22 protein-coding genes and 1 pseudogene are annotated in these 24,540 nt (G+C 71.4%); 17 read left to right on the forward strand and 6 right to left on the reverse strand.

Features of this window, described 5'->3' with window-relative positions:
• Nucleotides 1-103 precede the first annotated feature (103 nt).
• Together ACI2L1_RS35020 and ACI2L1_RS35025 are read right to left on the reverse strand one after the other, a co-directional pair.
• Nucleotides 104-1,225: a PP2C family protein-serine/threonine phosphatase gene (locus ACI2L1_RS35020; protein ID WP_404743449.1), complete on the reverse strand. Its 1,122-nt coding sequence runs from the start codon at nucleotides 1,223-1,225 to the stop codon at nucleotides 104-106.
• 291 nt (nucleotides 1,226-1,516) lie between these two features.
• On the reverse strand, nucleotides 1,517-3,238 hold the full coding sequence (locus ACI2L1_RS35025) for a helix-turn-helix domain-containing protein (protein WP_404743450.1): 1,722 nt from the start codon (nucleotides 3,236-3,238) through the stop codon (nucleotides 1,517-1,519).
• A gap of 285 nt (nucleotides 3,239-3,523) precedes the next feature.
• On the opposite strand from ACI2L1_RS35025, the gene ACI2L1_RS35030 reads away from it, so the two are divergent.
• From ACI2L1_RS35030 to ACI2L1_RS35060, 7 genes and pseudogenes are all read left to right on the forward strand, one after another.
• A complete protein-coding gene (locus ACI2L1_RS35030) occupies nucleotides 3,524-5,263 on the forward strand; it encodes an FAD-dependent oxidoreductase (protein WP_404743451.1) in 1,740 nt (579 codons plus the stop codon).
• A gap of 51 nt (nucleotides 5,264-5,314) precedes the next feature.
• Nucleotides 5,315-6,184 carry a dioxygenase gene (locus tag ACI2L1_RS35035; protein ID WP_404743452.1) on the forward strand — a complete coding sequence of 290 codons (870 nt, stop codon included), beginning with the start codon at nucleotides 5,315-5,317 and terminating at the stop codon, nucleotides 6,182-6,184.
• Nucleotides 6,181-7,248 (forward strand): maleylacetate reductase, encoded by a 1,068-nt coding sequence (locus tag ACI2L1_RS35040; protein ID WP_404743453.1) that lies wholly within the window; start codon nucleotides 6,181-6,183, stop codon nucleotides 7,246-7,248. The genes ACI2L1_RS35035 and ACI2L1_RS35040 overlap by 4 nt, the downstream gene beginning before the upstream one ends.
• Before the next feature lie 38 nt (nucleotides 7,249-7,286).
• Nucleotides 7,287-8,201 (forward strand): YceI family protein, encoded by a 915-nt coding sequence (locus tag ACI2L1_RS35045; protein WP_404743454.1) that lies wholly within the window; start codon nucleotides 7,287-7,289, stop codon nucleotides 8,199-8,201.
• A gap of 58 nt (nucleotides 8,202-8,259) precedes the next feature.
• Nucleotides 8,260-8,472: pseudogene (locus ACI2L1_RS35050) on the forward strand (DUF3224 domain-containing protein); the annotation flags it as partial.
• A gap of 359 nt (nucleotides 8,473-8,831) precedes the next feature.
• Nucleotides 8,832-9,038: a hypothetical protein gene (locus ACI2L1_RS35055; RefSeq protein ID WP_404743455.1), complete on the forward strand. Its 207-nt coding sequence runs from the start codon at nucleotides 8,832-8,834 to the stop codon at nucleotides 9,036-9,038.
• Between the two features lie 136 nt (nucleotides 9,039-9,174).
• The gene (locus tag ACI2L1_RS35060) at nucleotides 9,175-10,281 is read left to right on the forward strand and encodes an NAD(P)/FAD-dependent oxidoreductase (protein WP_404743456.1); all 1,107 of its coding nucleotides are present in this window, start codon (nucleotides 9,175-9,177) and stop codon (nucleotides 10,279-10,281) included.
• Here the strand turns inward: ACI2L1_RS35060 and ACI2L1_RS35065 are convergent.
• The 3 genes from ACI2L1_RS35065 to ACI2L1_RS35075 all read right to left on the reverse strand — a co-directional run bounded on the left by ACI2L1_RS35065 (nucleotide 10,266) and on the right by ACI2L1_RS35075 (nucleotide 13,035).
• The gene (locus tag ACI2L1_RS35065) at nucleotides 10,266-11,153 is read right to left on the reverse strand and encodes a hypothetical protein (protein ID WP_404743457.1); all 888 of its coding nucleotides are present in this window, start codon (nucleotides 11,151-11,153) and stop codon (nucleotides 10,266-10,268) included. The two genes, ACI2L1_RS35060 and ACI2L1_RS35065, sit on opposite strands and share 16 nt — an antisense overlap.
• Nucleotides 11,154-11,198: 45 nt before the next feature.
• Nucleotides 11,199-11,876: a LuxR C-terminal-related transcriptional regulator gene (locus ACI2L1_RS35070; protein WP_404743458.1), complete on the reverse strand. Its 678-nt coding sequence runs from the start codon at nucleotides 11,874-11,876 to the stop codon at nucleotides 11,199-11,201.
• 142 nt (nucleotides 11,877-12,018) lie between these two features.
• The gene (locus tag ACI2L1_RS35075) at nucleotides 12,019-13,035 is read right to left on the reverse strand and encodes a serine/threonine-protein kinase (RefSeq protein WP_404743459.1); all 1,017 of its coding nucleotides are present in this window, start codon (nucleotides 13,033-13,035) and stop codon (nucleotides 12,019-12,021) included.
• A gap of 126 nt (nucleotides 13,036-13,161) precedes the next feature.
• Between ACI2L1_RS35075 and ACI2L1_RS35080 the strand changes: the two genes are divergently transcribed.
• From ACI2L1_RS35080 to ACI2L1_RS35100, 5 genes are all read left to right on the forward strand, one after another.
• Complete coding sequence (locus tag ACI2L1_RS35080) at nucleotides 13,162-14,013, forward strand: hypothetical protein (RefSeq protein WP_404743460.1); 852 nt, start codon at nucleotides 13,162-13,164, stop codon at nucleotides 14,011-14,013.
• A gap of 187 nt (nucleotides 14,014-14,200) precedes the next feature.
• Nucleotides 14,201-15,781: a methylmalonyl-CoA mutase family protein gene (locus tag ACI2L1_RS35085; RefSeq protein WP_404743461.1), complete on the forward strand. Its 1,581-nt coding sequence runs from the start codon at nucleotides 14,201-14,203 to the stop codon at nucleotides 15,779-15,781.
• The gene (locus ACI2L1_RS35090; protein ID WP_404743462.1) at nucleotides 15,781-16,194 is read left to right on the forward strand and encodes a cobalamin B12-binding domain-containing protein; all 414 of its coding nucleotides are present in this window, start codon (nucleotides 15,781-15,783) and stop codon (nucleotides 16,192-16,194) included. Before ACI2L1_RS35085 ends, ACI2L1_RS35090 begins: the two co-directional genes overlap by 1 nt.
• Nucleotides 16,179-17,135 carry an LLM class F420-dependent oxidoreductase gene (locus ACI2L1_RS35095; RefSeq protein WP_404743463.1) on the forward strand — a complete coding sequence of 319 codons (957 nt, stop codon included), beginning with the start codon at nucleotides 16,179-16,181 and terminating at the stop codon, nucleotides 17,133-17,135. Before ACI2L1_RS35090 ends, ACI2L1_RS35095 begins: the two co-directional genes overlap by 16 nt.
• The gene (locus ACI2L1_RS35100; protein ID WP_404743464.1) at nucleotides 17,132-18,172 is read left to right on the forward strand and encodes a CaiB/BaiF CoA transferase family protein; all 1,041 of its coding nucleotides are present in this window, start codon (nucleotides 17,132-17,134) and stop codon (nucleotides 18,170-18,172) included. Before ACI2L1_RS35095 ends, ACI2L1_RS35100 begins: the two co-directional genes overlap by 4 nt.
• Here the strand turns inward: ACI2L1_RS35100 and ACI2L1_RS35105 are convergent.
• Nucleotides 18,163-19,152: a 2Fe-2S iron-sulfur cluster-binding protein gene (locus ACI2L1_RS35105; protein ID WP_404743465.1), complete on the reverse strand. Its 990-nt coding sequence runs from the start codon at nucleotides 19,150-19,152 to the stop codon at nucleotides 18,163-18,165. The genes ACI2L1_RS35100 and ACI2L1_RS35105 overlap by 10 nt on opposite strands.
• Before the next feature lie 89 nt (nucleotides 19,153-19,241).
• Between ACI2L1_RS35105 and ACI2L1_RS35110 the strand changes: the two genes are divergently transcribed.
• The 5 genes from ACI2L1_RS35110 (at nucleotide 19,242) to ACI2L1_RS35130 (ending at nucleotide 24,378) form a co-directional block, all read left to right on the forward strand.
• Nucleotides 19,242-20,633: a class I adenylate-forming enzyme family protein gene (locus tag ACI2L1_RS35110; protein ID WP_404743466.1), complete on the forward strand. Its 1,392-nt coding sequence runs from the start codon at nucleotides 19,242-19,244 to the stop codon at nucleotides 20,631-20,633.
• On the forward strand, nucleotides 20,611-21,516 hold the full coding sequence (locus ACI2L1_RS35115; protein WP_404743467.1) for an acyl-CoA dehydrogenase family protein: 906 nt from the start codon (nucleotides 20,611-20,613) through the stop codon (nucleotides 21,514-21,516). Before ACI2L1_RS35110 ends, ACI2L1_RS35115 begins: the two co-directional genes overlap by 23 nt.
• On the forward strand, nucleotides 21,503-22,594 hold the full coding sequence (locus ACI2L1_RS35120) for an acyl-CoA dehydrogenase family protein (protein ID WP_404743468.1): 1,092 nt from the start codon (nucleotides 21,503-21,505) through the stop codon (nucleotides 22,592-22,594). Before ACI2L1_RS35115 ends, ACI2L1_RS35120 begins: the two co-directional genes overlap by 14 nt.
• Nucleotides 22,595-22,624: 30 nt before the next feature.
• On the forward strand, nucleotides 22,625-23,404 hold the full coding sequence (locus ACI2L1_RS35125) for an enoyl-CoA hydratase/isomerase family protein (RefSeq protein ID WP_404743469.1): 780 nt from the start codon (nucleotides 22,625-22,627) through the stop codon (nucleotides 23,402-23,404).
• Between the two features lie 374 nt (nucleotides 23,405-23,778).
• Nucleotides 23,779-24,378 (forward strand): histidine phosphatase family protein, encoded by a 600-nt coding sequence (locus ACI2L1_RS35130; protein WP_404743512.1) that lies wholly within the window; start codon nucleotides 23,779-23,781, stop codon nucleotides 24,376-24,378.
• Nucleotides 24,379-24,540: the final 162 nt, after the last annotated feature.

A 24,540-nucleotide genomic window follows, 5' to 3' on the forward strand; every position in this document is an offset into this window, starting at 1 on the left:
GTGCCGGAACTGCTGGAACCCGTCCGCCTCCTCGTCCAGAGAGCCGTCGGTCAGCGGCGGAAGCTTGTCCATGACGCCGATGCTACGGCGACCGGACCTCGTCTCAGAGGTGCCGGGAGCGGCGGACCGTCAGGACGGCCACGTCGTCGTGCGGGCCGCCGCGGTCGGCGAACACGCGGGCGTCGTCGTGCAGGGCCTGCGGCAGCTCGGTGGGGGAGATGCCGATGTATTCCGACAGCCGCTCGTCGACCGGGTAGAACGCGCCGTCCGCGGACCGCGTCTCCGTCAGACCGTCGGTGCTCAGCAGCAGCGTCGCGCCCTCGGGGAACTCGAACCAGCCCACGGTGGTGGGCTCGTGGGCGAGCTCGGCCAGGCCCAGGGGGACGCCGGGCTCCAGGTCGGGCGTGCTGACCCTTCCGTCGTACAGCACATGTGGCAGGACGTGTCCGCAGTTGACCGCCTGCACCTCGGTCTCCACATCGACGCAGACGATCAGGGCGGTGACGAAGCGCTCGTCGTCGCCGGTGTGCGCGGCATACGAGTTGTGCCGCACGACCGCCGCGTCCAGGACGTCCACGAGCGCGGTGAGAGTGGGCTCGCGGTGGGCCGCCTCCCGGAAGGCGCCGATGACGGCGAACGCGGCGCCCACGGCCGCCAGACCCTTGCCCTGCACGTCCCCGATCAGCACCCGGGTCCCGAAGGGCGAGTCGACGACGTCGTAGATGTCGCCGCCGACGAGCCGGTCCTCCTGCAACGGCTCGTAGACGCCGTTGACCAGGACGTCGTCGGTGAGCAGGGGGAGCGGGTGCAGGATGTGCCGCTGCATGGCCGCCGCCGTGGAGCGCAGGCGCAGCATCGCGTGCTCGCGTCTGATCCGCCGGTGACATCCGTAGACGGAGGTCGAGGCCAGGGCGAGGGTGAAGAGGATCAGCAGCAGCCGGTCGAACCAGTGCCCCGAGTCGCGGTCCCGCAGCAGCACACTGGCGGTGACGACGAAGGTCGTCCACACGGCGACGAAGGTCGTCTGCCGGACCGTGCCCAGCGCGGAGGCGGCACCCGGCAGGAACACCAGGAGTCCGAGCAGCCACACCTCGGACCCGGACAGCACGCCGAGAAACTCCACCAGACCGGTCACCGTCAGCACCGCGGCGACCAGCTCGACATCGCCCGGAGGCTCGATGGTGTCGAAGCTGTCGCCGGGTCTCTTGCGGCGGCTACCGGTCATGCGTGCTCCCGGGCAGGTGGTGATCTCCCTCTACGGTATGCAGGCCCCCTTCGGCCCGGAGCAGCGCCCCGCCGATCCTGGCCCCTTCGGTTCACGGCCGTGCCCTGGGCCGCCGGCGTCTCGATGCCCTCGGCGGGTGGGCGTGACCGTGTCGCCGGTCCGCTGCGGCCGCGGTGCTGATGGCGCCGAGCACGCGATGCGGTTCGCCCTGGAGCGCCTGGAGCATCCGCCACCGGAGCCGCGGAGGGCGTCCTGAGCACTCCCCGCGACCTTCCGCCACGGGGTCCGTCCTCACCCCTCGTAGCCCCGCAGCTTGCGGTACAGCGTCGCCCGGCCGATGCCCAGTGCCGCGGCCGCGCGGGACTTGTTGCCCCCGTGGCGGTGCAGGGTGTCGAGGATCGTTGCGCGCTCGGCGTGTTCCATCGGGCTGAGCGGGCGGACGGCAGGGCCTTCCCGCACGACGTCCGGCAGTTCGGCCCGGCGGACCGGCCCTGAGGCGCGTCGGTGTTCCGCCAACGCCTGCACGACGTGGGCGAGTTCGGTGACGTTCCCGGGCCACGGATGCTGTTCGAGCGCGCGCAGGGCGTCCAGGGTCCAGGTCAGCGGGGGCCTTCCCGGCGCCGGACGCGGAGTGAGGGCCGACAGCAACTCCCGTAGGTCCTCGGTGCGTTCACGCAGTGGCGGCAGAGTGACGGTGCGCGCCGCCAGCTTGTCGAGGAGCCGTTGCAGGCATGGGCCGGGTGGTGTGCCGGGGGTGTGGGTGAGCAGCAGCGGGGTGTCCGGGTGCGCGTCGAGCAGGGAGTTGAGCGTGGCCACGGCGGGCTGTGTCAGCCGCTCGGCGTGCCGGATGAGAAGAGGGTTCTCCGCGCCCCGCTCGGCCAGGTCCGCTTCGAGTGCGCCGTCCTCGGCCGCGTCGACGACCTGGACAGGGACCGGACCCAGCAACTCGCGGGCCAGCACGGTCTTCCCCGTGCCGCGTTCACCGGTCAGGAGCAGGGGTTCGGGAGATCGGGCCAGCTCGGCGGCGCGCTCGACGGCGTACCGCCACGGAAGGGAGGAGCCGGTCAGGAAGGGGAGCGGGCGGCGCGGCCGGGGCCGGGGCGCGCTCTCGTCCTGCGGCTCCAGGACGGCCACGATCCCCAGGACCACCCCGTCCTGCCGCACCATGTCGATCCGGGCGGTGCACCCGGACCCCTCGGGCAGTTCGGCGACGGTCGGCACGTCCATGTCCGCCTGCCGTGCCGCCACCGCCGTACGTTCAAGAACCCTGAGCACCTCCGGAGTTGCCAGCCGCTCGGCCGCCGCACTGATCAGGCGGTTGCGACCGTCCAGTACGGCCGCCGCGCGGTCTTCACCGCGGGCTGCTCGCAAGTAGGCGTCCATGAGGACCTGTTCGGGCCGTCCGGCCCGGGCGAGCAGTTCGGCCTCCACCGCGGCGGCGGCTGCCTCGGCGAGCGCCGCCTGCGGGTGGGGCGGGTATCCGCCGCACAGATGCGAGGCGACGGTGAGGGTGCCGAGTGCCTGTCCGCTCTTCGGCGCGAGCACCGGGACGCTGACCGCGGACACGTCCTGCCAGACGTCGAGGAAGTGCTCGGGCCCGTGCACCTCGGCCCGGCGCCGGCTGCGCAGTGCGAGGGCCGCGCTGTTGTGGCCGACCTCCTGCTCCGAAAGCCCGGGGCACAGGACGAGCCCGGGCGGGCTCCCGGACGTCCACAGGACGCGCAGTCGCGCGTCGGTGAGGACCAGGATGGAGCTTCCGGGTCCCAGGGCGGGGGCGATCCGTTCGAGCACTGGACGGGCGGCGCCGAGCAGCGGTGACTCGATCGGCCGGGGCGGCTCCACGACCTGCTCCTTCAAGTCGTGCGGTACGCCGAAGAAGCGTGCCCGCCGCCAGGCCGCGAGCACCTCCTCCGGCACACCGTCGGGCAGCGGGCACCCGGACAGGAAGCGCTCGCGCGCCACTCTCAGCGGCGGGAGGGCGTGGACTGCGGGGGAGGGCTCTGTGGTGGTCACGACGTACCCACCGTAGCGGGTTCGGTTGAACAGGCAACGACTGCCGCAGGGGTGGAGTGCCCTGCGGAGTGCGTTTTGGGTATCGCGTGACCGACGGGACCTCTGACGGCGACACGCGACCTCCGTCACCGCCGCGGCCACGTACCCGGCGGCAGGATCACGGACCTGCTCGTCCGAGCGTGACCCCTGGCCCGGGTGTCTCGTAATGAGACACCCGGACCGCGGCACACCGCACCATGATCACTATTGTCCGGTGTCCGTGTTACCCCCGCCAGGAGCCTCCCCGTGCCAACCGCCGTCGAGACCGACGTCCTGATCGTAGGCAGCGGCCCGGCCGGAGCCTCGGCCGCGCTCGCCCTGAGCACCTACGACGTGCCCAACATCGTCGTCACCCGCTACGCGAGCCTCGCCGACACACCCCGCGCGCACATCACCAACCAGCGCACGATGGAGGTCCTGCGCGATCTCGGCGTCGAACAGGACGTCGTCGCGCAGGCGACCCCGCAGCACCTGATGGGCAACACCACCTTCTGCACCAGCCTGGCCGGCGAGGAACTGGGCCGGGTGCGCTCCTGGGGCAACGACCCGCTCGTCCAGGCCGCCCACGACCTCGCCAGCCCCACCCGTATGTGCGACATGCCGCAGCACCTCATGGAACCGGTCCTCGTCGACGCGGCCGTCGCCCGCGGTACCAGCCTGCGCTTCCAGACCGAGTACCTCTCCCACATCCAGGACGCCGACGGCGTGACGGCCACCGTCCGGGACCGGCTGCGGGGGGACACGTACCAGATCCGCGCCAAGTACCTGATCGGCGCGGACGGCGGCCGCTCCAGGGTCGCCGAGGACGCCGGGCTGCCGATGGGCGGCCAGATGGGCGTGGCCGGCAGCATCAACATCGTCTTCGAGGCGGACCTGGCGAAGTACACCGCCCATCGGCCCTCCACCCTCTACTGGGTGCTCGCCCCGGGCGCCACCGTCGGCGGCATCGGTGCCGGCCTGGTGCGCTGTGTGCGGCCGTGGAACGAGTGGCTGATCGTGTGGGGGTACGACGTCACGGCGGGCGCCCCCGACCTGACCACCGAGTACGCCGAGGCCGTCGTGCGGCAGCTGGTCGGCGACGACGAGATCCCGGTGACCGTCAAGTCGTCCGGGGCCTGGACCGTCAACGAGATGTACGCCGAGACCTACTCCAACGGCCGGGTCTTCTGCGCCGGGGACGCCACCCACCGCCACCCGCCGTCCAACGGCCTCGGCTCCAACACCTCCATCCAGGACTCCTACAACCTCGCCTGGAAGCTGAAGCTCGTCCTCGACGGCACCGCCGCCCCGAAGCTCCTCGACACCTACACCGCCGAACGCGCCCCGATCGGCAAGCAGGTCGTCACCCGCGCCAACCAGTCCATCGGCGAGACCGCGCCCATCTTCGAGGCCCTCGACGGACTCTCCCCGCAGACCCCTGAGCAGCTGTGGGCCAACATCGCCGCCCGCAAGGACGCCACCGAGGCCGCCGAGAAGCAGCGGGCGAAGCTGCGCGAGGCCATCGCCTTCAAGGTGTACGAGTTCAACGCGCACGGCGTCGACCTCAACCAGCGCTACGCCTCGGAGGCGATCGTCCCCGACGGCTCCGGCGAGGAGACCTTCGCCCGCGACCCCGAACTCCACCACCAGCCCACCTCCCGCCCCGGCGCCCGTATCCCGCACGCCTGGCTCACCTCGGGCACCCGCACCGTGTCCACCCTGGACACGGTCGGCAAGGGCCGCTTCACCCTCCTCACCGGCATCGGCGGCGAGGGCTGGATCCGGGCCGCCGAGGCGCAGGACGTCGAGATCGCCACCGTGGTCGTCGGGCCCGGACAGGAGTACGACGACCCGTACGGCGACTGGGCGCGGCTGAGCGGAATCTCCGACGCGGGCGCCCTGCTCGTACGGCCCGACGGCTTCGTCGCCTTCCGCCACGCGACCGCGGCCCCGGACGCCGAAACGCTGCTCACGGACGCGCTGCGGCGAATCCTCGGTCACGGCTGAAGACGCGCGACCATGGCAGAAGCGGAACGCCGTCGAGGACGAGGAGCCGGGATGACCACCGACGCGATCGGAGCCAGCGTCACCGAGGAGGCCGTCGCCAGCCTCCATACGACCGCCGACCCACGCCTGCGTGAGCTGCTCGCCGGTCTCATCGGCCATCTGCACGACTTCGTGCGCGAGACCCGGCTCACCCAGCAGGAGTGGGAGAAGGCGATCGCCTTCCTGACGGCGACCGGGCAGCAGTGCACCGCCACCCGGCAGGAGTTCATCCTCCTCTCGGACGTCCTCGGCGTCTCCATGCTCGTCGAGACGGTCAACGGCGACCGCGTGCAGGGCGCCACCGAGTCCACCGTGCTCGGGCCCTTCCACATGACCGAGTCGCCCGTCCGTGAACTCGGCGAGGACATCGACCTGGTGGGCGGCACCGAGCCGTGCGTGGTCAGCGGGCGGGTCCTGTCCGCCGACGGCACTGCGCTGCCCGGTGCCGTCCTCGATGTCTGGCAGGCCGACGACCAGGGCTTCTACGATGTCCAGCAGCCCGACGTACAGCCCGCGGGCAACGGGCGCGGACTGTTCACCGCCGACGCCGAGGGCCGCTTCTGGTTCCGCACCTGCGTCCCGGCGCCCTACCCGATCCCCACCGACGGACCGGTCGGCGACCTGCTCCGCGCCACCGGACGGCATCCCTACCGGCCCGCGCACATCCACTTCATCGCCGGGGCCGAAGGACACACCCCTGTCACCACGCACATCTTCGTCGCGGGCGGTGACTACCTCGACTCCGACGCCGTCTTCGCCGTGAAGAAGAGCCTGGTGCAGGACTTCGCCACGACCGACGACCCGTCCCTGGCCGCGGAGTTCGGCATGCCGAACCCCTTCCGGCACGCCCGCTTCGACCTGGTACTGGAGCCCACCGCATGACGTTCTCGGGCGACTTCACCTACGAGAGCCGACCCGGCCGGGTCGTCTTCCGGCCCGGCGCCGCTGTGACCGCGACCCCGGGCGAGGCCGAACACCTGGGCCTGTCACGGCTGTTGGTGGTGTGCGGCAGCCGGGGCGAGGAGGTCGCCCGGGCGGTGGCGGACGCGCTCGGCGACTCCTGCGCGGGGCTGCACCCCGAGGCCCGCATGCACGTACCCGTCGAGGACGCCGACCGGGCCGTCGAGGCGGCACGCGCGGCCGGGGCCGACGGGATCGTCGCGGTCGGCGGCGGTTCCTCGATCGGCCTGGGCAAGGCCATCGCCCTGCGCACCGGACTGCCGCTGATCGCTGTGCCGTCGACCTACTCGGGCTCCGAGATGACCCCCGTGTGGGGTCTGACCGAGGGTGGGGCCAAGCGCACCGGCCGTGACCCGAAGGTCCAGCCCCGCAGTGTCGTCTACGACCCCGAACTGACCCTGTCCCTGCCGGTACCCCTCACCGTGACCAGCGGCATCAACGCCCTCGCGCACGCGGTCGAGGCGCTCTACGCCCCGGACACCTCCCCGCTGATCGCGCTGATGGCGGAGGAAGGCGTCCGGGCGATGACCGAGGCGCTGCCCCGACTGGCCGCCGAACCGGCAGACCTGGAGGCGCGCGGACAGGCGCTCTACGCGGCATGGCTCTGTGGGGCCTGTCTCGGCTCCACCACCATGGGACTGCACCACAAGCTGTGCCACGCCCTCGGCGGCACCTTCGGACTCCCGCACGCCGAGACCCACACCGTCGTCCTGCCGTACGCCCTCGCCTACAACGCTCCCGAGATCCCGGGGGCGTTGACCGTGCTGAGACGGGCACTTGGCACCGACGAGCCGTTACATGCCCTGTGGGAGCTGACCGGACGCCTCGGCGCACCGCGCTCCCTTGCCGAACTCGGTCTCCAGGAGACCGACGTGGCGGAGGCGGCCGTACAGGTGGCGGAACAGCCGTACGCCAACCCGCGTTCTGTCACGGCGGACGGCGTGCAGGCTCTCCTGCAGGCCGCGTTCGAGGGACGGCAACCGTGAGTCCCTCACCAGCAATCCCCTGAAGAAAGGTGAACACCATGGCCCTCGCACTCCTCCGGCGCCGGCGGTCCAAGGCTGCCCTTGCCGAGGCGGCGGGCCTCTCCGTCCCCCTCCCGCCCGGCGCGGGCGCCGTTGCCCGTGAGATCGTCGACCCCATGGGCTCGCCGATGGCGGGCGCGGACGTCACCGTCACCGCCCTGGACACCCACCGGGTGGCGGCGCGCGGGACGACCGACCCCTACGGCTACTTCCTCGCCGTACTGCCGCCCGGCCGCTACAGCCTGATGGCCGCGGCCGAGGGTCTCCAGCCGCACCGTGAGACGGTCGACGTCGCGCCGAACGTCGTGACGCCCACCGAGCAGGTCTGGCTGCAGCCGGCCCAGGCGCTCCAACTGCCCTCGCCCGGCGTCTGGTTGTTCGACCCACCGCACACCGCGATCCGCTTCATCGCCAAGCACGTCGGCATGGCCCACGTCCACGGCCGCTTCGAGCGCTTCGAGGGCGGCGTCCAGATCGCGCAGGACATGGCGCAGTCCCGCGTCCAGGTCCGTATCGACGCCTCAAGCATCACGACCGGCAACACCACCCGCGACAACCATCTGCGCTCCGGTGACTTCCTCGACGTCAAGCGCTTTCCCCACATCGATTTCGTCAGCACCCGCTTCGCCTACCGAGGCGGCAGCAAGTGGACCCTCCAGGGCACCCTGACCATGCACGGCGTGAGCCGCTCCATGGCCCTGGACACGACATACCTGGGCACGGTGAACGGCGGCTACGGCGAGGAGCTGCGCTGCGCGGCCCTGGCCACGGCTGAGCTGCACCGCGAGGACTACACCCTCAACTGGCGCACGATGCTGGCCCGGGGCATCGCGGTCGTCGGTCCCACGGTTCAGCTGGAACTGGACGTCCAGGCGATGTACCGGACCCACGACACGCCGACCCCGCCGGAGTAGGGCAGGGCCGTCCAGGCACGCATTGTCAGACCCGGTCGCTATGGTCGGGCCCCATGAAATGGAGTCCTTCGAGGGCTCGCTGCACGGCAGGTCCGGCGCCTTCAACTTCGTCCACTCGGCGACGACTTCGGGCAGCGACCGCACCGCGGAGTTCTTCACCGTCGTCCCCTCCAGCGGCACCGGGGACCTGGCGGGCATCTCCGGCACCGGCAGCCTCGCGGTCGACGCGGACGGCACCCACCGCATCCGGTTCGACTACGAGCTCAGCTGACACCTTCGCCGTCGTGCACCGTCGGCCCGCGCCGAGCGTGCTCCGGGAACGCCTCCAGCGCGAGGCCGAAGGAGCGGTCCGCGCGTTTCTCGCCCACCCTCGCCAGGGCCGCGGCCAGGCGCGGGGTGTCGGCGACGGTCGGGGAAGGAGCCCGGGACGACGATCACCAGCATGACGCCGGGCAGCGGGAAGCCCGCGACCCGCAGCGGTGCGACCGCCGGTTCGTACTGCGCCGGCACGCGCGGTGCCCGCGCCGGATTGCTCATCAGGAGCGGGACGGCGCGCGGGTACGCGGCGCATGCGGCGCGGCAGGCGGGCCCACGCTCCACGGCCGCGCCCCAGGGACGGATGCGAGGGCGATGATGTGGATCGCCGCCGCAACCCGCGCGCGCGGCAGCTCCACGATGCCGTCGGCCACCGCACAGGCCCCGCACGGAGCGGCCGCCGGACGCGCGGGGCCGACCGGTCTCCAGGTCATGGAGGGCGGCACCTCCCACGCCGCCCTCGCCGGCGCGTCGGTCCAACTCGCGGTCACCGGAAGGGACATCACACATCGTGGTCTCTGAAAGCTTCACTAAAACCACACGAGACCCGACTGGCACTTGAGGTTTCAAGGGTTACGCTCACCGGCATCCGAGTGCACGGGGGAGCGGCTCGTCCGCCATGGCACTCCCTCCCCCCCCCGGTTTCAGGAGACTCGGCGTGAGTGACGGCGACGTAGTGGTGATCGGCGGCGGCTATGCGGGTGTGCGGCTGGCGAAACGGCTGGACGCGACCGCACGGGTCACGCTGGTGGACCGCAAGGAGGTCTTCTTCCACCGTATTGCCTCCCTGCGCGCGGGTGTGCGCAAGGAGTGGACCGTGACCCCCTTCATCCCCTACGACCGGCTGCTGCGCCACGGCCGGGTCGTCCTGGGCAAGGCGGTCACCATCGACACCGCCGAGCGCCGGGTGCTGCTGGCCGACGGGACGAGGCTGCCGTACGACGTCGTGGTGATCGCCACCGGCGCCGACTACCCGGCACCGGCCCGGTTCGCGGGGAGTACCACCGAGGAGGCGATGAAGGCCTTCAACGAGCACCAGCACAAGATCGCCTCGGCCGAGCACATCCTCGTCGTCGGTGGCGGGCCCTCCGGTGTCGAGCTCAGCGCCGAGATCCGGCTGGCCCGGCCTCAGGCCCGGGTGACGCTCGCGCACTCCGGTTCCGCGCTGCTCGGCAACACGGGCAGCGAGCGGGCCGGACGCAGGGCGCGGGCCTGGCTGGAGGCTCAAGACGTGGAGGTACGGCTCGACTCCTTCATGTCCCCGGGCAACGACTTCGGCACCTACCGCGATGCCCACGGCGGGGTTCTCGCCGCCGACCTCTCCTTCTGGGCCACCGGCACCACCCCCAACACGCTCTGGCTGCGCCTCGGCGGGCACGGTGACTGGCTGAACCCCTCCGGGCATGTGAAGGTCGACCGCGCGCTCCGGGCCGAGGGGCAGCTGGACGTCTTCGCGGTCGGCGACGTCAACGACGCCACCGAGCTCAAGATCACCCCGGCCGCACTCGCTCAGGCCGACCTCGCCGCCTGGAACATCCGCGCCCATCTGAACAGTTCGGGCCGGCACCGCAAGGAGCCGCGCTTCTACCGGCCCGTCCACCGCACCCCGCTCATCGTGCCCTTCGGCCCGGCCGACGGGATGACCATGCTGCCCGTGCCGGGCGGCGAGACCGCGGTCCTGGGCGGTCGCACCACCACCCTGGCCAAGGCGAAGACCCTCATGACGCCCTACATGCGACGCCAACTCGGCTACACGGCCGCCTGATCGACGAACGCGACCTCGGCGGTGGCGTGCTCGGACTCCCGATGGGTGGCGAGGTGAAGCCGCGCCCGCCCGTCGGTGAACGTGCCCTCGGCAAGCAGGTGTTCGCCGACGAACGCGGGTCGGTGCAGCCGGTACGCCAGCGAACTCACCCGCCGTCCCGGGAAGTTGCGGCGCACCGGCTCCAGCATCAGCAGGGCCAGCAGCGGGCCGTGCACGACGAGATCCGGGTAGCCCTCGGTGCCACGGCAGTACGGGGCGTCGTAGTGAATGCGATGGGCGTTGGCCGTCAGGGCGCTGAACCGGAAGAGCAGGGTCGGGTCCGGCCGGAGCCGCAGTCGCCACGGGCTCCGGCCGCCTTCCGGCACCCTCCGGTCGTCGACCGTGGCCGGGTGCCGCCCGGCGGCATGGCCGGACCGGTAGACGATGTCCTGCTCCTCGACCAGGCACAGGCGTCCGTGCTGACGGAACTCCTGGCGCTCGGTGACGAACAGCAGTTCGCCGGTGCGGCCCTGCTTTGCAGTCACGGCGCCGAGGCTGCTGACGCGCTCGGCGGGCTCACCGACACGCAACGGCTCGACGATCTCGCAGCGGCCGCCGGCGAACATGCGCTGCCGGTCGGGAATCGGTGGCAGGAAGCGGGCGTCACGCAGGTGCCCGTCGGGGCCGAGCGAGTGCTGGGCGGGCCAGTGCAGGAAGTGGAACCACTGCCACAGCGGGGGCAGGGGGTCTCCGGCCTGGGCGGCGGGTTCCGGCAGGTCGAGAAGGGCCGAGACGGCCGCGGCCGGGCCGGGCGGAAGGGGGTCCGTGTCCGTGACGGGGGAGGGGTGCCAGGACTCCACGTAGGAGCTGAGCGGCGGGGGAGCAGGGGGCATCGGCTCTCCTTCCTCGCGGGTCTCGGCCGATACCTATCAGAGGGCTCAGGCGTGCAGGACGTGCTGGGTCGGTCGGACCAGCCCCGACTCGTAGGCGAAGACCACAGCCTGGACCCGGCCGCGGGCGCCGATCTTGGTGAGGATGTTGCTGATGTGGGACTTCACGGTGGTCGGGGCGATGGAGAGACGGTCGGCGATCTCGGAGTTGGAGTCGCCGGAGGCCACCGCGGTGAGCACGTCGCGCTCGCGTCCGGTGAGGGTGTCCAGCCGTTCGCCCGGAGCGTGGCTCTCCAGGGCGCGTTGGGTGCGGACGGCGTCGATGAGCGCGCGGGTCAGTCCGGGGGAGACCACGACGTCACCGGCGGCCACGACCCGGACGGCGGCGACCAGTTCCTCGGCGGTGGCGTCCTCGGGAAGGTGTCCGGCGGCTCCGGCGCGCAGGGCGCCGTAGGGATAGGTGTCGGCGCCCGTGGTGAGGAGCAGGACGTGTGGGGCGGGCCCGTCCGGAGCCTGGGTGATACGGCGGACGGTCTCGACGGTGTCCGGGTCGGTGCTGCGGCCGTCCAGCAGGACGACGTCCGGTCCCAGCAGGCTGCTCAGCCGGACCGCGTCCGGCCCGTGCGTCGCCTCGCCGACGACGGTCAGGTCGGGCTGGGACTCCAGGAGCATGCGGAGGCCGACACGCTGAAGTGCCTGGCCGGTGGCGATGAGGATGCTGGTCATGGCGTGTGCTCCATCCTCGCCCAGCGGACAATCTGCTGAACGAAACGGTTTCGTTCTTGTGAGATTCAGAGTAGCTCCGGAGGTATCGAAACGTGAGCGTTTCGATTGTGGGGTGGGTCACATTCCGTTGGTGTTTCGCTTCTCAGGGAGTCGCCGTGGCCGGTGAGGAGGGTGGCCGGGAGGTGCCCGCCACCGTCGGGGGCGGGGTGGTCTCCGGCAGCCGGGTCTCGCCGCCGGGTGGGATCGCGGTCACGATCATGACGGCGGCCACCGCCGCGGCGACGATCAGTACCAGCGCGGTCAGGAGACGGGAGCGCGGGTCGCGGGCGCGTCGTCCGGTCGGGCCCGTCGGCTCGGGTGCCGAGGCCAGCGGAGCCAGATACGCCACGATCTCGTCCGCCCCGGGCCGCCGTGCCGGTTCCTTGCTCAGAAGCCTGCGCAGTAACGGTGTCAACGGGCAGTCCCCACCCGGCAGTTCGGGCTCCTCGTAGACCACGGCCAGCAGTGTCGCCGGCATCGAGGGGCGGGCGAACGGGGAGCGGCCGGTCAAGGCTGTGCAGAGGGTGGCGCCCAGGGACCACCAGTCCGAGGCCGGACCAGGGGCGGCGCCCGTGGCCCGCTCCGGGGGCATGTACTCCGGTGAGCCGATCAGCATGCCGTCCCTGGTCAGCCCCTGGGCGTCCTGGAGTGCGGCGATCCCGAAGTCGGTGAGCACGACCCGGTTTCCGGGGCCGAGCAGGACGTTGCCGGGCTTGACGTCACGGTGCAGCACCCCGGCCGCGTGCACCCGGCGCAATGCCTGGGTCAGCGCCAGTCCGACGCGGGCCGTCTCGCGCACGGCCAGCGGCCCCAGGTCGGCGACGGTCCGCTCCAGCGAGGGTGCCTCGATCAGCTCCATCACGATCCAGAGCCGGTCGTCCTCCTCGGCCACGTCGTAGACGCGGACCACGCCCGGATGATCGATGCGCGCACCGGCCCGCGCCTCACGCAACGCGCGCTCACGACGGGTCCGCTCGTCGGCGTCCGTGCCGGGCCCCTCCAGGTACAACTCCTTGACCGCGACCGGGCGTTCCAGCACCTCGTCACGCGCGCGCCACACCCGCCCCATGCCGCCCTGTCCGACACTCTCCGTCAGGCGGTAGCGGCCCCCTATCCGCATGTGTGTTCACCTCCCGACCGCTTCCATGACAACACGGCGAATGCCGTGCGCGGCAGGGGGCAACCCGCTCGCGAGCGGCGGCGACCCAACAGTGAAATCCCGGCCCCCACGAAGGGAGTTCACTCCATGCGCACCCGTATCGTGCGTCTCGTCACCGTCCTCGCCGCCCTGCTCGCGGTGTTCGCCACACCCGCCGTCACGGCGACCCCGGCGCAAGCGGCGGACAACTGGAACCCGCCGGCCAATCTCGTACAGCCCCTCAACGAGGTGTGGAACCACGTCGAGTCGACCTACCCCGACCTCTACGGCTTCCGCAACTACGGCTGGGACCAGATCGCGGCCAACAAGGGAAGCGTCAACTACTGCGTCCGCTGGGAGTCCGACGCCCCGGTCAGCGCCGCCCTCCGGGACCAGGTCCACGCGGCGCTGAAGAAGCAGTTCGGCAAGTGGATGGCGGCCATGCTCGACAACGGCGCCGGAACCAACGCCTGGCCGTACACCGCCGTGCCCGTCAACATCGTCGGCTGGGCGGTGAAGAACCGCTCGACCCTCCAGTGGACCGACAACTCGGTCGACATCTACGCCGGAAACCTCGACTCCGGCGGCGCCCCGCAGTGCGCCCCCGACTGCGGCCGCTTCTTCCATCAGGACGGCAACTACTCGAAGTGCCCCGGCGGAGTGGCCCGCCACTACGACCAGTCGCTCTGGCTGACCAAGGGCTTCCAGGGCGGCGCCGGCGGCGACTGGGGCCAGCGCGTCGGCCAGGAGTACTTCACCGGGGCCCTCGCCCAGGAGAACATCCACATCTATCTCCACGAGGTCGGCCACACCTTCGGCCTCGACGACTTCTACGACTGGACCCCGACCGGCCAGTGCTGCTTCCTGATGAACGCGGGCAGCGCGACCCAGATCACCGAGTTCGACAAGTGGATGCTGCGTGACTTCTGGCGCCACCTGAAGAGCCGGTACGGCTACTGAGCTCGCGGGCGGTCGGTGTTTCCGACCGCCCCTTCAGTGCGGCGGCATCACCGAGGTCGCGACGCCAGTACCGGACGCCAAGGTCCTCGCGGAGGAAACCGCGGGTCCGCAAAGGAGCCGTTTGAGAACATCCTCGCGCTCGACTGGTATTGGCATTCTCATTTTCTGCAAGTACCGTATCCGAACGATGAATGACTACGCCCAGACCTCGTCCGGCATCCCGCTCAAGCCGGTCTACGGACCGCAGGACCGGGCTGTCGAGCCGCCCGCGCCGGGCGTGTTCCCGTTCACACGCGGCAACTACGCCTCCGGCTACCGGGGGCGGCTGTGGACGCTGCGGCAGTACTCCGGTTTCGGCACCGCGGAGGACTCCAACCGCCGATACCGCTATCTGCTGGACCAGGGCGGAACCGGCCTCTCGGTCGCCCTCGACCTGCCCACGCAGTGCGGCTACGACTCCGACGACCCGGAGGTGAGCGAGGAGGTCGGCCGGGTGGGCGTGGCGGTCGACACCCTCGCCGACGCGGAGGTGCTGTTCGACGGCATCCCGCTGGACCGGATCAGCACCAGCTTCACCATCAACGGCACGGCGGCGATCCTGCTCGCCTTCTACGTGGCCGCCGCCGAGAAGCGCGGAGTGCCGAGGGCGAAGCTCACCGGCACCATCCAGAACGACATCCTCAAGGAGTACGCCTCCCGCGGCACCTGGATCTGGCCGCCCGAGCCGTCGCTCAGGCTGATCGCCGACACCATCGAGTTCTGCGCGGCCGAGGTGCCCCGCTTCAACGCCATCTCCGTCGCCGGCGCTCACTTCCGGGACGCGGGCGCCAACGCCGTGCAGGAGATGGCGTTCACGCTCGCCGACGGGGTCACGTACGTCGACACCGTGCTGGCACGCGGCCGTATGACGATCGATCAGTTCGCCCCGCAGGTCTCCTTCTTCTTCTACACGCACGGCGATTTCTTCGAGGAGATAGCCAAGTACCGGGCGGGGCGCAGGCGTTGGGCGACGATCGTGCGCGAGCGGTACGGGGCCGGCTCCGACAAGGCGGCGATGTTCCGCTTCGGGTGCGTGGCCGGCGGCGCCTCCTTGTACGCCCCGCAGGCCCGCAACAACACCGTCCGGATCGCCTACGAGGCCCTGGCCTCCGTACTCGGCGGAGTCCAGTCGATGTTCACGGCCGCCTGGGACGAGCCCTTCGCCCTGCCCAGCGAGGAGTCGGCGACCCTCGCCCTGCGCACCCAGCAGATCCTCGCCCACGAGACCGGCGTGGCCCGGGTCGCGGACCCGCTCGGCGGCTCGTACTTCGTCGAGGCGCTCACCGACGCCACCGAGGAACGGATCGTCGAGATCATGGCGGATCTGGAGGCGCACGGTGGCATGGTCCGGGCCATCGAGGACGGCTATCTGCAGGGGCTGATCGCCGACGAGGCCTACCGGTCGCACCAGGAGGTCGAGGCGGGCACCCGACCGGTCGTCGGCGTCAACCGCTTCGTCGACGAGGACGAGCCGCCCCCGGACATCGCCACCTACGAACTCGACGCCAAGGGCCGAGAGGTCCAGCTGAAACGGCTCGCCCGCGTCAAGGCCGAACGCGACCCGGCTGCGGTCCGGGCGCGTCTGGCGGACCTGGCCCGTGCGGCGGAGGGGGACGACAACCTCATGGGACCGCTCGTCGACTGCGCCAACGCCTACTGCACGGTGGGCGAGATGGCCAGCGCCCTGAAGGACGTCTGGGGCGAGTTCCGGCAGCCGGTGGTGTTCTGATGGGCACACGGATCCTGATCGCCAAGCCCGGTCTCGACGGCCATGACCGGGGCGCCAAGATCGTCGCGCGGGCGCTGCGCGACGCGGGCTTCGAGGTCGTCTTCACCGGCATCCGGCAGCGCGTCGAGGACATCGTGGCGACGGCCGTCCAGGAGGACGTCGCGGTCGTCGGCCTGAGCATGCTCTCCGGCGCGCACCTCGCCCTCACGGCCCGGACGGTGGAGGGCCTCAGGGCCGCCGACGCCGGCGACATCACGGTCGTCGTCGGCGGCACCATCCCCCCGGCCGACGTGCCCCGGCTGAAGGCCGCGGGCGCGGCGGCGGTGTTCCCCACCGGAACGCCGCTCGACGTCGTGGTGGCGGAGGTACGCGCCCTCACCTCACCCTTGGAGGGAATGTGCGGATCGGTGTGATGATCGGGCCCGAGCGCGGAGACTCCGCGCGCAAGGCCTCACGGATGATCGCGGACGTCGAATGGGCCGAGTCCGCGGGCATGGACACCGCCTGGATACCCCAAGTCCCCACCGACTTCGACGCGTTGACCGCCGTCGCACTGATGGGCGCCGCGACCGGCCGCATCGAACTGGGCACCGCCGTCGTACCGCTCCAGGCCCAGCACCCGATCGCCCTCGCCCGGCAGGCCCTGTCCACCCAGGCCGCCACCGGCGGACGGCTCGCGCTCGGCGTCGGCCCCTCGCACCACTGGATCGTCCAGGACATGCTCGGCCTGCCCTACGAACGCCCGGCCGGCCTCACCCGCGACTACCTCGACGTCCTGGACGCGGCCCGCAACGGCCCCGGCCCCATCGAGGTCGAGAACCGCACCTACACCGTGCACAACCCCCTAGACCTCGCCCCCGTCGCCCCGCTGCCGATCCTGCTCGCCGCCCTCGGCCCGGTCATGCTGGCCCTCGCCGGGGAGCGGGCCGACGGAACCGTGCTGTGGATGGCCGACGAGCGGGCCGTAGCCGACCACGTCGTCCCGCGCATCACCAAGGCCGCCGAGGCCGCGGGACGCCCCGCACCCCGGATCGTCGCCGGCATCCCGGTCTGCCTGTGCCGCCCGTCGGAGGTCGACGCGGCCCGCGCCCGCGCCAACCGCATCCTCGGCGAGGCGGAGATCTCGCCCAACTACCAACGCCTGCTGGACTACGGCGACGCGCGGGACGTCGGCGACCTGTGCGCGGCGGGCGACGAGAGGGCCATCGCGGCCCGCTTCCAGCGCTTCGCCGACGCCGGCGTCACCGACCTGTCCGTACGGCTGCTCCCGATCGGCGAGGGACGCGACGAACTGGTCGCCTCCAAGCGCCGTACGAGGGACATGATCGCCTCGCTCGCGGCGAGCTTCCGGTGACCCCGGGGCCGCTCACGGGCATCCGGATCCTCGAAGTCGGCCACATCCTCGCGGGCCCCTTCGCCACCATGCTCCTCGCCGACCTGGGCGCCGACGTCACCAAGGTCGAGCCACCCGGCGGCGACCTCTCCCGCCAGGTCTCCGACGCCTACTTCGCCAGCCTCAACCGCAACAAGCGCAGCGTCCGCCTCGACCTCACGACGGAGGCGGGACAGGTGCGACTCGGTGAACTCGTCGCGGGGGCTGACGCGTTGCTGGTCAACCTCAAGCCGTCGGTGATACGGCGGCTCGGGCTGACGTACGACGGTCTGCGCCGCTGGAACGAGCGGATCGTCTGCGTCGCCGTCACCGGATACGGCCTCGACGCGGGCGACGATCCCGCCTTCGACTACGTCATCCAGGCCGCGACCGGCGTGGCCGCGCTGACCGGTGACCCCGACGGGCCACCCATGCTGCCGGGCTACTCCTCGGTCGACAACTCGGCTGCCCTCACCGCCGCGTTGGGGCTGCTCGCACAGATCGTGTCCGGGCGGGGCGGCCAGGTCGAGGTGGCGCTGCGGGACGTGATGCTGGCGCAGCTCAACTACCGGGCGTCCGCCTACCTCAACGAGGGGACCGAGCCGCGCCGGCTGCCGAACGGGGCGCACTCCTACTATGTGCCTGCTCAGCTCTTCCCCACGGCCGAGGGGCACTTGGCGCTGTTCGTCACCCACGACGGATTCTGGAAGGCGTTCGCGGGCGAGGCCGGGATCGACGGCTTTCCCACCATGGCGGAGCGAGCGGCGCGGCGCGAGGAGGTGCTCGCCGTCGTCACGCGGGCGCTCGCCGTCGACACGGCCCGGGGGTGGGAGGCACGGCTACGGCCGCTCGGCGTTCCCGCGGCGGCCGTACGCACGCTGCCGGAGGCGCTGGAGGCGGCCCCGGAGATGATCGTCAGGGCCGGTGAGCACCGGCTGGTCGGCGGCCCGATCCGGGTGGCCGGGTACGAGCCGTCGTATCGTCCGGCGCCGCGGCTGGGGGAGCACGGTCACTCGTAGTGGACCGTCACCGATCCCTCGTCGGGTATTCCCTGGCAGGTGAGGACGTACCCTTCCGCCACCTCGTCGTCCGTGAGGACGTCGTTCACGCGCATGGTCGCGCTGCCCTCCGTCAGTTTCGCCATGCAGGTGGCGCAGTTGCCCGCCTCGCAGGAGAACGGCGGCGTGAGCCCGGCCCGGCGGGCGCTCTGGAGCAGGGTCTCGCCCGGGCGCTTGGGCACAGAGACGCGCCGGGTGCCGAGCAGGATCGTGACGGTGCCCTCGGCGGGGGCCGCCTCGGCAGCCGCAGTTGGGGCCACCGCGCCACCGAACCTCTCGCTGAACAGGCGCCCCGGTCCCGGCAGCGCGTTCTCCACGAGCTCCATGAAGGGCTCGGGTCCGCACACATACGCGTCGCCGCCCCCTTCGGCGAAGTCCTTCACCGCGGCGGCATCGACGAAGCCCTTCTCCACGTCGAGATGCCGTACCACCGTCAGCCGGCCCCGATAGCGCTCGGCCAGCTCCTCCAGCACTGACTCGAAGATCGCCGAGGGCCGGTCGCGGTCGGCGCACAGCAGCCGTACGCTCCGGTCGGTCGTCGCCAGAGCACTCTTGGCCAGGGAGAGGATCGGGGTGAGCCCGCTGCCGCCGCTGAAGCCGAGCAGCGGTGTCGTGGCCGGGCGCAGACAGAACCGGCCCCTGGGCAGGGTGAGTTCGAGTTCGTCGCCCTCGGACACATGGTCGTGCAGCCAGTTGGAGACCCTGCCGCCGGGCACCCGCTTGACGGTCGTCATCAGCTCCGCGTCGGTCTCCGGGGCGCTCGACATCGAGTACGACCTCAGCAGGTCCCGCCCGTCCACCCGGACCCGGAACACGCAGAACTGGCCCGCCTCGTAGACGAACGGTCCCTCATGAGGATCGAGCACGAACGTCCTGGCGTCCTCGGTCTCCTCGACGATCTTCACGACCGTCGCGCGCTGGAACAGGGCCGGGATCGCCATGGACGCCCTCCTCAGGCTCTGGTATCAAGGTTCTGTCTCTGCGAGAATACTATTCTCACCTGGAAGATGGGACCCTCTCAATGCGTGGGGTGTTGGTTTTCGAGGACCAGCAGTACACCGTGGCCGAACTGGACGCCCTCGCCGACGGGTTGGCCGGCCGGCTGGAGCGGCGAGGCGTACGGGCGGGGGAGCGGGTCGCCCTCATGTCGTCCAACCGGCCGGAGTTCGTGATCGCCGTACAGGCCCTGTGGCGGCTCGGCGCGGCGGTCGTCCTGCTCAGCCCCGCCTGGAAGCGCGGCGAGGTCGAACACGCCCTGGACATCACGAAACCGGCCCACGCCGTCGGCGATCACCCGGTGCTGGCCGGCCTGATGCCGATGCTGCACCTCGACGAGCCGATCCCGGCCGCCACCGGGGTGTCGTACGCGCCCCCCGATCCCCGGTCCGACGCCGTCCTGGTCTTCAGCTCGGGCACCACCGGCATGCCCAAGGCGGTCCGCCACACCCACGCCTCGCTCGCCGCCGCCGTGCACCACTGGCGCGACGCGCTGGAGCTGACCGCCGACGACCGGATCCAGATCACCACCCCGCCCTCGCACATCCTCGGACTGCTCAACATCGTCACGGCCCTCGAAGCGGGCGCCTGGCTGCGGCTGCACCACCGCTTCGACCTCGACCGGATGCTGCACCACATCCAACTCGACCGCGTCACCGTCGAGATGGCGGTCGCGCCGATCGCGCTCGCCCTCGCCTCCCACCCGAAGCTGGAGTCGTACGACCTGTCGTCGCTGCGCTACATCATGTGGGGCGCGACCCCGGTGACCCCGAGCGTCGCCGAGACCGTCACCCGTCGCACCGGGGTCGGCTGGGTGCCCGCGTACGGGGCCAGCGAACTCCCCGTCATCGCCTGCAACCCGCTCGCCGGAGCCCGGCTGGACACACCCGGGCGGGCCGTGCCGGGGGTGAGCCTGCGTGTGGTGTCCCTGGAGACCGGGAAGCCGGTCGGACCGGACGAGGCCGGGGAGATCGAGGTGCGTGCGGAGTCCCTGATGGCGGGCTATCTGCCGGCCGACGCGACGGCGGACGCCTTCCACGACGGCTGGTACCGCACCGGTGACGTCGGCAGCGTCGACGCCGAGGGCTGGATCCGGCTCACCGACCGCTCCAAGGACATGATCAAGGTACGGGCCTTCCAGGTCGCCCCCGCCGAGATCGAGACCGTGCTGCACGGCCATCCGGCGGTCGTGGACTGCGCCGTCTTCGGGGTTCCCGACGCGGCGGACGGGGAGGCGATCGTCGCGGCGGTGTCGACGGCGCGTCCGGTGGCGGCGGGGGAACTGATCGACCTGGTCGGCGCGCGACTCGCCTCCTACAAGCGGCCCAGCCGTGTGGAGTTCGTGACCGAGATCCCCCGTCTGCCGTCCGGCAAGGTGCTGCGCCGGGTCCTGAAGGAGCGTCATGGACGTACGACTGACAGCTGAACAACGTCAACTGCGCAGCGCCGCGGCCAAGTTGGCAGACGACCTCGGACCTGGCTCCGTCCTCGACCTGGACGACCGGGACCGGGTCACCCGCCTGGAGAAGGCGGTGGAGTCGACCGGCTGGCGCACCCTGCGCTCGGACGGCGCCTCCGGTGTCGAAGTGGCGCTGGTGGTCGAGGAGTTCGGCCGAGGTCTTGTCGACGTACCGCTCCTGGGCCCGCTGCTCGCCGACGACCTCGGGCGTCACCTCTCGTACGACACCTCGGCGACCACGGTCGCGGTCGGGACGCTGGCGCGGGACGCGCGCGGGCAGCGACGGGCAATCGCCCTCGACGGGAACCGGGTCCTGTCCGCCGCCTTCGGGCCCCCCGGACCCGGTGCCGATCCGACCCGGCACCAGGCCGCATTGACGGGCGCGCTGGAGCAGATCGCCGAGATACCCCCCGAACTCGCCGACCGCTGGCAGGCGTTGGCCCTCGTCGCCACCTGCGCCGACCTCGTCGGAACGGCCCGCGGCACGCACGCGCTCGCCTGTGACCACGCCAAGGTCCGAGAGCAGTACGGCAGGACGATCGGCTCGTACCAGGCCGTCGCCCACCTCCTGGCCGAAGGGCTGGCCCTGATCGAGGGATCGGTGAGCGTACTGCGGCACGCGGCCTGGGCCGTGGACGAGCTCCCCGCGGTCGAGGCGATCCAGGCCGCCCGGGTCGCCAAGCTCTACAGCGCTCGCGCCGCCCGCACCGTCTGCGAGACGGCGGTCCAGGTGCACGGCGGCATCGGCAACACCTGGGAGTGCCTCGCCCACGTCCATCTGCGCCGTGCTCTGACGTCCACCGCACTGTTCCCCGTCCGGCTGGAGGAGATCGACCTTGGACTTTCGTGACGCACCCGAAGAGGCCGCCTTCCGGGACCGGTTGCGCAGCTGGCTGGCCGAACGGTCGGGGACGTTCCCGGCCTCGGGCGACGAGTACTGGGCCCGGCAGGGCGAATGGCACCGGGCCCTGCACGCGGCGGGCTTCTTCGGCCTGTCCTGGCCCAAGGCCTACGGCGGCCACGAACTGCCGCCCGTTTACGACGTCATCCTCGACGAGGAACTCGCCCGAGCCGGAGCCCCGCCCCGGCCCAGCCTCGGCTACCTGGTTCAAGGCCTGGGCCGGCACGGCAGCGAGGAACTGCGCCGCCGCTTCCTGCCCGGCATGATCGACGGCACCGAACGCTGGTGCCAGGGTTTCAGCGAGCCCGGAGCCGGCTCCGACCTCGCCGCCCTGACCACGAAGGCCACCCGCGACGGGGATGCCTATGTCCTGCACGGCCACAAGATCTGGACCAGCTACTCCGACGTGGCCGACTGGTGTCTGCTGCTGGCGCGCACGAACCCGGACGCACCCCGGCACAAGGGGATCTCCGCGTTCATCGTCGACATGCACCAACCGGGCGTCGAGCAGCGGCCGTTGAAGATGATGAGCGGGGTGACCAAGGAGTTCGGCCAGGTCCTCCTCGACGGCGCGAGGGTCCCGGCCGACCAGATGGTGGGGGCGCCGGGGGAGGGCTGGGCGCTGGCGATGACGGTCGTGGGTCATGAACGCGAGCCCGCGACGCTGGGCTTCTCCGCCCGCTACGGCAAGCTCGTCCGCCAACTCGCCGCCCGCACCCGGCGATCGGGATCGCCGCCGGAGCTCGTCTGGGCCGCCGTGGAGGCCGAGATGCTGCGGCTGCATGTACGCCGACGGCTCTCCGAACAGCTCGACGGCGTCTCGCACGGGCCCGAGGGTTCACTCGACAAGCTGCTCATGACCTGGGCCGAACAGGCCGTGGGACACGCGGCGTTGGCCGTCGGCGGCACCGAGGACACCGAGCTGCTGAACGCCTACCTCTACAGCCGTGCGCAGAGCGTGATGGGCGGGACCTCGCAGATCCAGAAGAACATCATCGCCTCGCGGATCCTCGGACTGGGAGCGTGACATGGCCGACCTTTGGACGGGGAGCTTGAGATGACGCGGAACCTGTACGGCATGCCGGAGGAGATCCAGGTCGAGGCCGACGGCCCCCTGCGGATCATCACCCTCAACCGGCCCGATGCCCTGAACGCCGTCAACGACGCCCTCCACACTGGCCTCGCCCGCCTCTGGCCCCGCCTGAGCGAGGACCGGGTCGCCCGTGCCGCCGTCCTCACGGGCGCGGGCAAGGCGTTCTCGGCGGGCGGCGACTTCGGCTACCTCGACGAGATCCGGCGCGACGCGGACCTGCGGGCCCGGACGATCGCGGACGGCAGGGACATCGTCCTCGGTATGGTGCGCTGCCGCCTGCCTGTCGTCGCGGCCGTCAACGGCCCCGCCGTGGGACTGGGATGCAGCCTCGTGGCCCTCAGCGACACGGTCTACATCGCCGAGTCCGCCCACCTGGCCGACCCGCACGTCCAGGTGGGCCTCGTCGCCGCCGACGGCGGTCCGCTCACCTGGCCCCTGCACACCAGCCTGCTGCTGGCCAAGGAGTACGCCCTGACCGGCGCCCGCATCCCCGCCGACCGGGCCGTGGCCATGGGGCTGGCCAACCATGTGGTGGCCGACCCCCTCGCAGCGGCGACGGCCTGCGCCAAACGGATCGCGGGCCTGCCCCGGCAGGCGGTGGAGAGCACCAAGAGGCTCCTCAACATGCACCTGGAACGGGCGGTCCTGGCCACCCTCGACTACGCGACGACGGCCGAGGAACAGTCCTTCACGACGGACGACTTCCGCACCACCCTCGCCCGGTTGACCGGCGGCGACTCCTGAGCGCGTCCTCCGGGGAACCGGTTCTCGACGGCCCGGCGTCTCTCCCTGTGCAAGATCGCGAGTGGACGCAGGGGAGTCCGAGATGACGAGCACAGCCACCCGCTACCGAACACTTGCCCAGTGCTCCACCCTTCAGGGTGGAGGTGTAGGGCATCCTCGCCCCGGCGGCCCGTAGGGGCGCAGCACCATTGCTAAAGTCGCCTTGTCCGACAACGTAGTTGGCGGACCTACCGCCGGACGGGCGGGAAGTCAGGCCTGTGGAGGCCTTGTAAGACCACCTCCGGGTGGCAGCGGCCCGTGAAGCAGGAACCCGAGGGAGCACCGCGTAGCGGTGCTGACCTGAAAAACCTGCGTCACGCAGGCGAGGGCGTCAACTGTATCTCGTCCGGCACGCCGAGGCGACGCCGGACGAGAGCGGGCTGACCGAGGCCGGTCGCCGACAGGCGACGCTGCTCGGCCAACGCCTGCGGGGTGTGCCACTCGCCGCCCTCCACCACGGCCCGCTGCCCCGGGCGGAGCAGACCGCACAGCTGGTCAGTGACCAGTTGAAGAGCGTCACGCTGCATCGGTCGGACATCGCCAGCGACTACGTCCCCCATATGCCGGAGAGGGCCGAACTCCCGGCGGAGTCCGCGGACTTCTTTCTCCGCTTCCTCGCCGACACGAGCGTGGAGGAGCGGGAACGCGGGCCGGTCCTGGCACAGCGGGCGCTGGAGCTGTTCACCGGGCCGGTACCGGGCCCGGAGGACCGGCATGAACTGGTTGTCACCCACAACTTCCTGGTCGCCTGGCTCCTCCGGGACGCCATGCGGGCACCGAAGTGGAGCTGGCTCGGGCTCGACCACTGCAACGCCGCGCTGACGGTCATCCGCTACGCGCCCAGCAGACCGGCCTCCGTCCTCGTCACCAACGACATGCGGCACCTGCCGAGCGAGCTGCGCTGGACGGGCTTTCCCCGCGAACTGCACGTCTGAGCGGCCTCGGCGTACAACGCCGCCGCTACCGGGATTCATTCGCAGTGCTCCGGCCTTCAGGCCTGGGGTGAAGCGAATCTCGTGGCGGCGACGCGGAGCGTTGCGGTGGCGTTCCGGCGGAGCCGGACGGGGCTTCGTATCGGTGACGGGTCGCTTGTATGT

This window comes from Streptomyces sp. NPDC019531, from assembly GCF_044903305.1.
GTDB lineage: Bacteria > Actinomycetota > Actinomycetes > Streptomycetales > Streptomycetaceae > Streptomyces.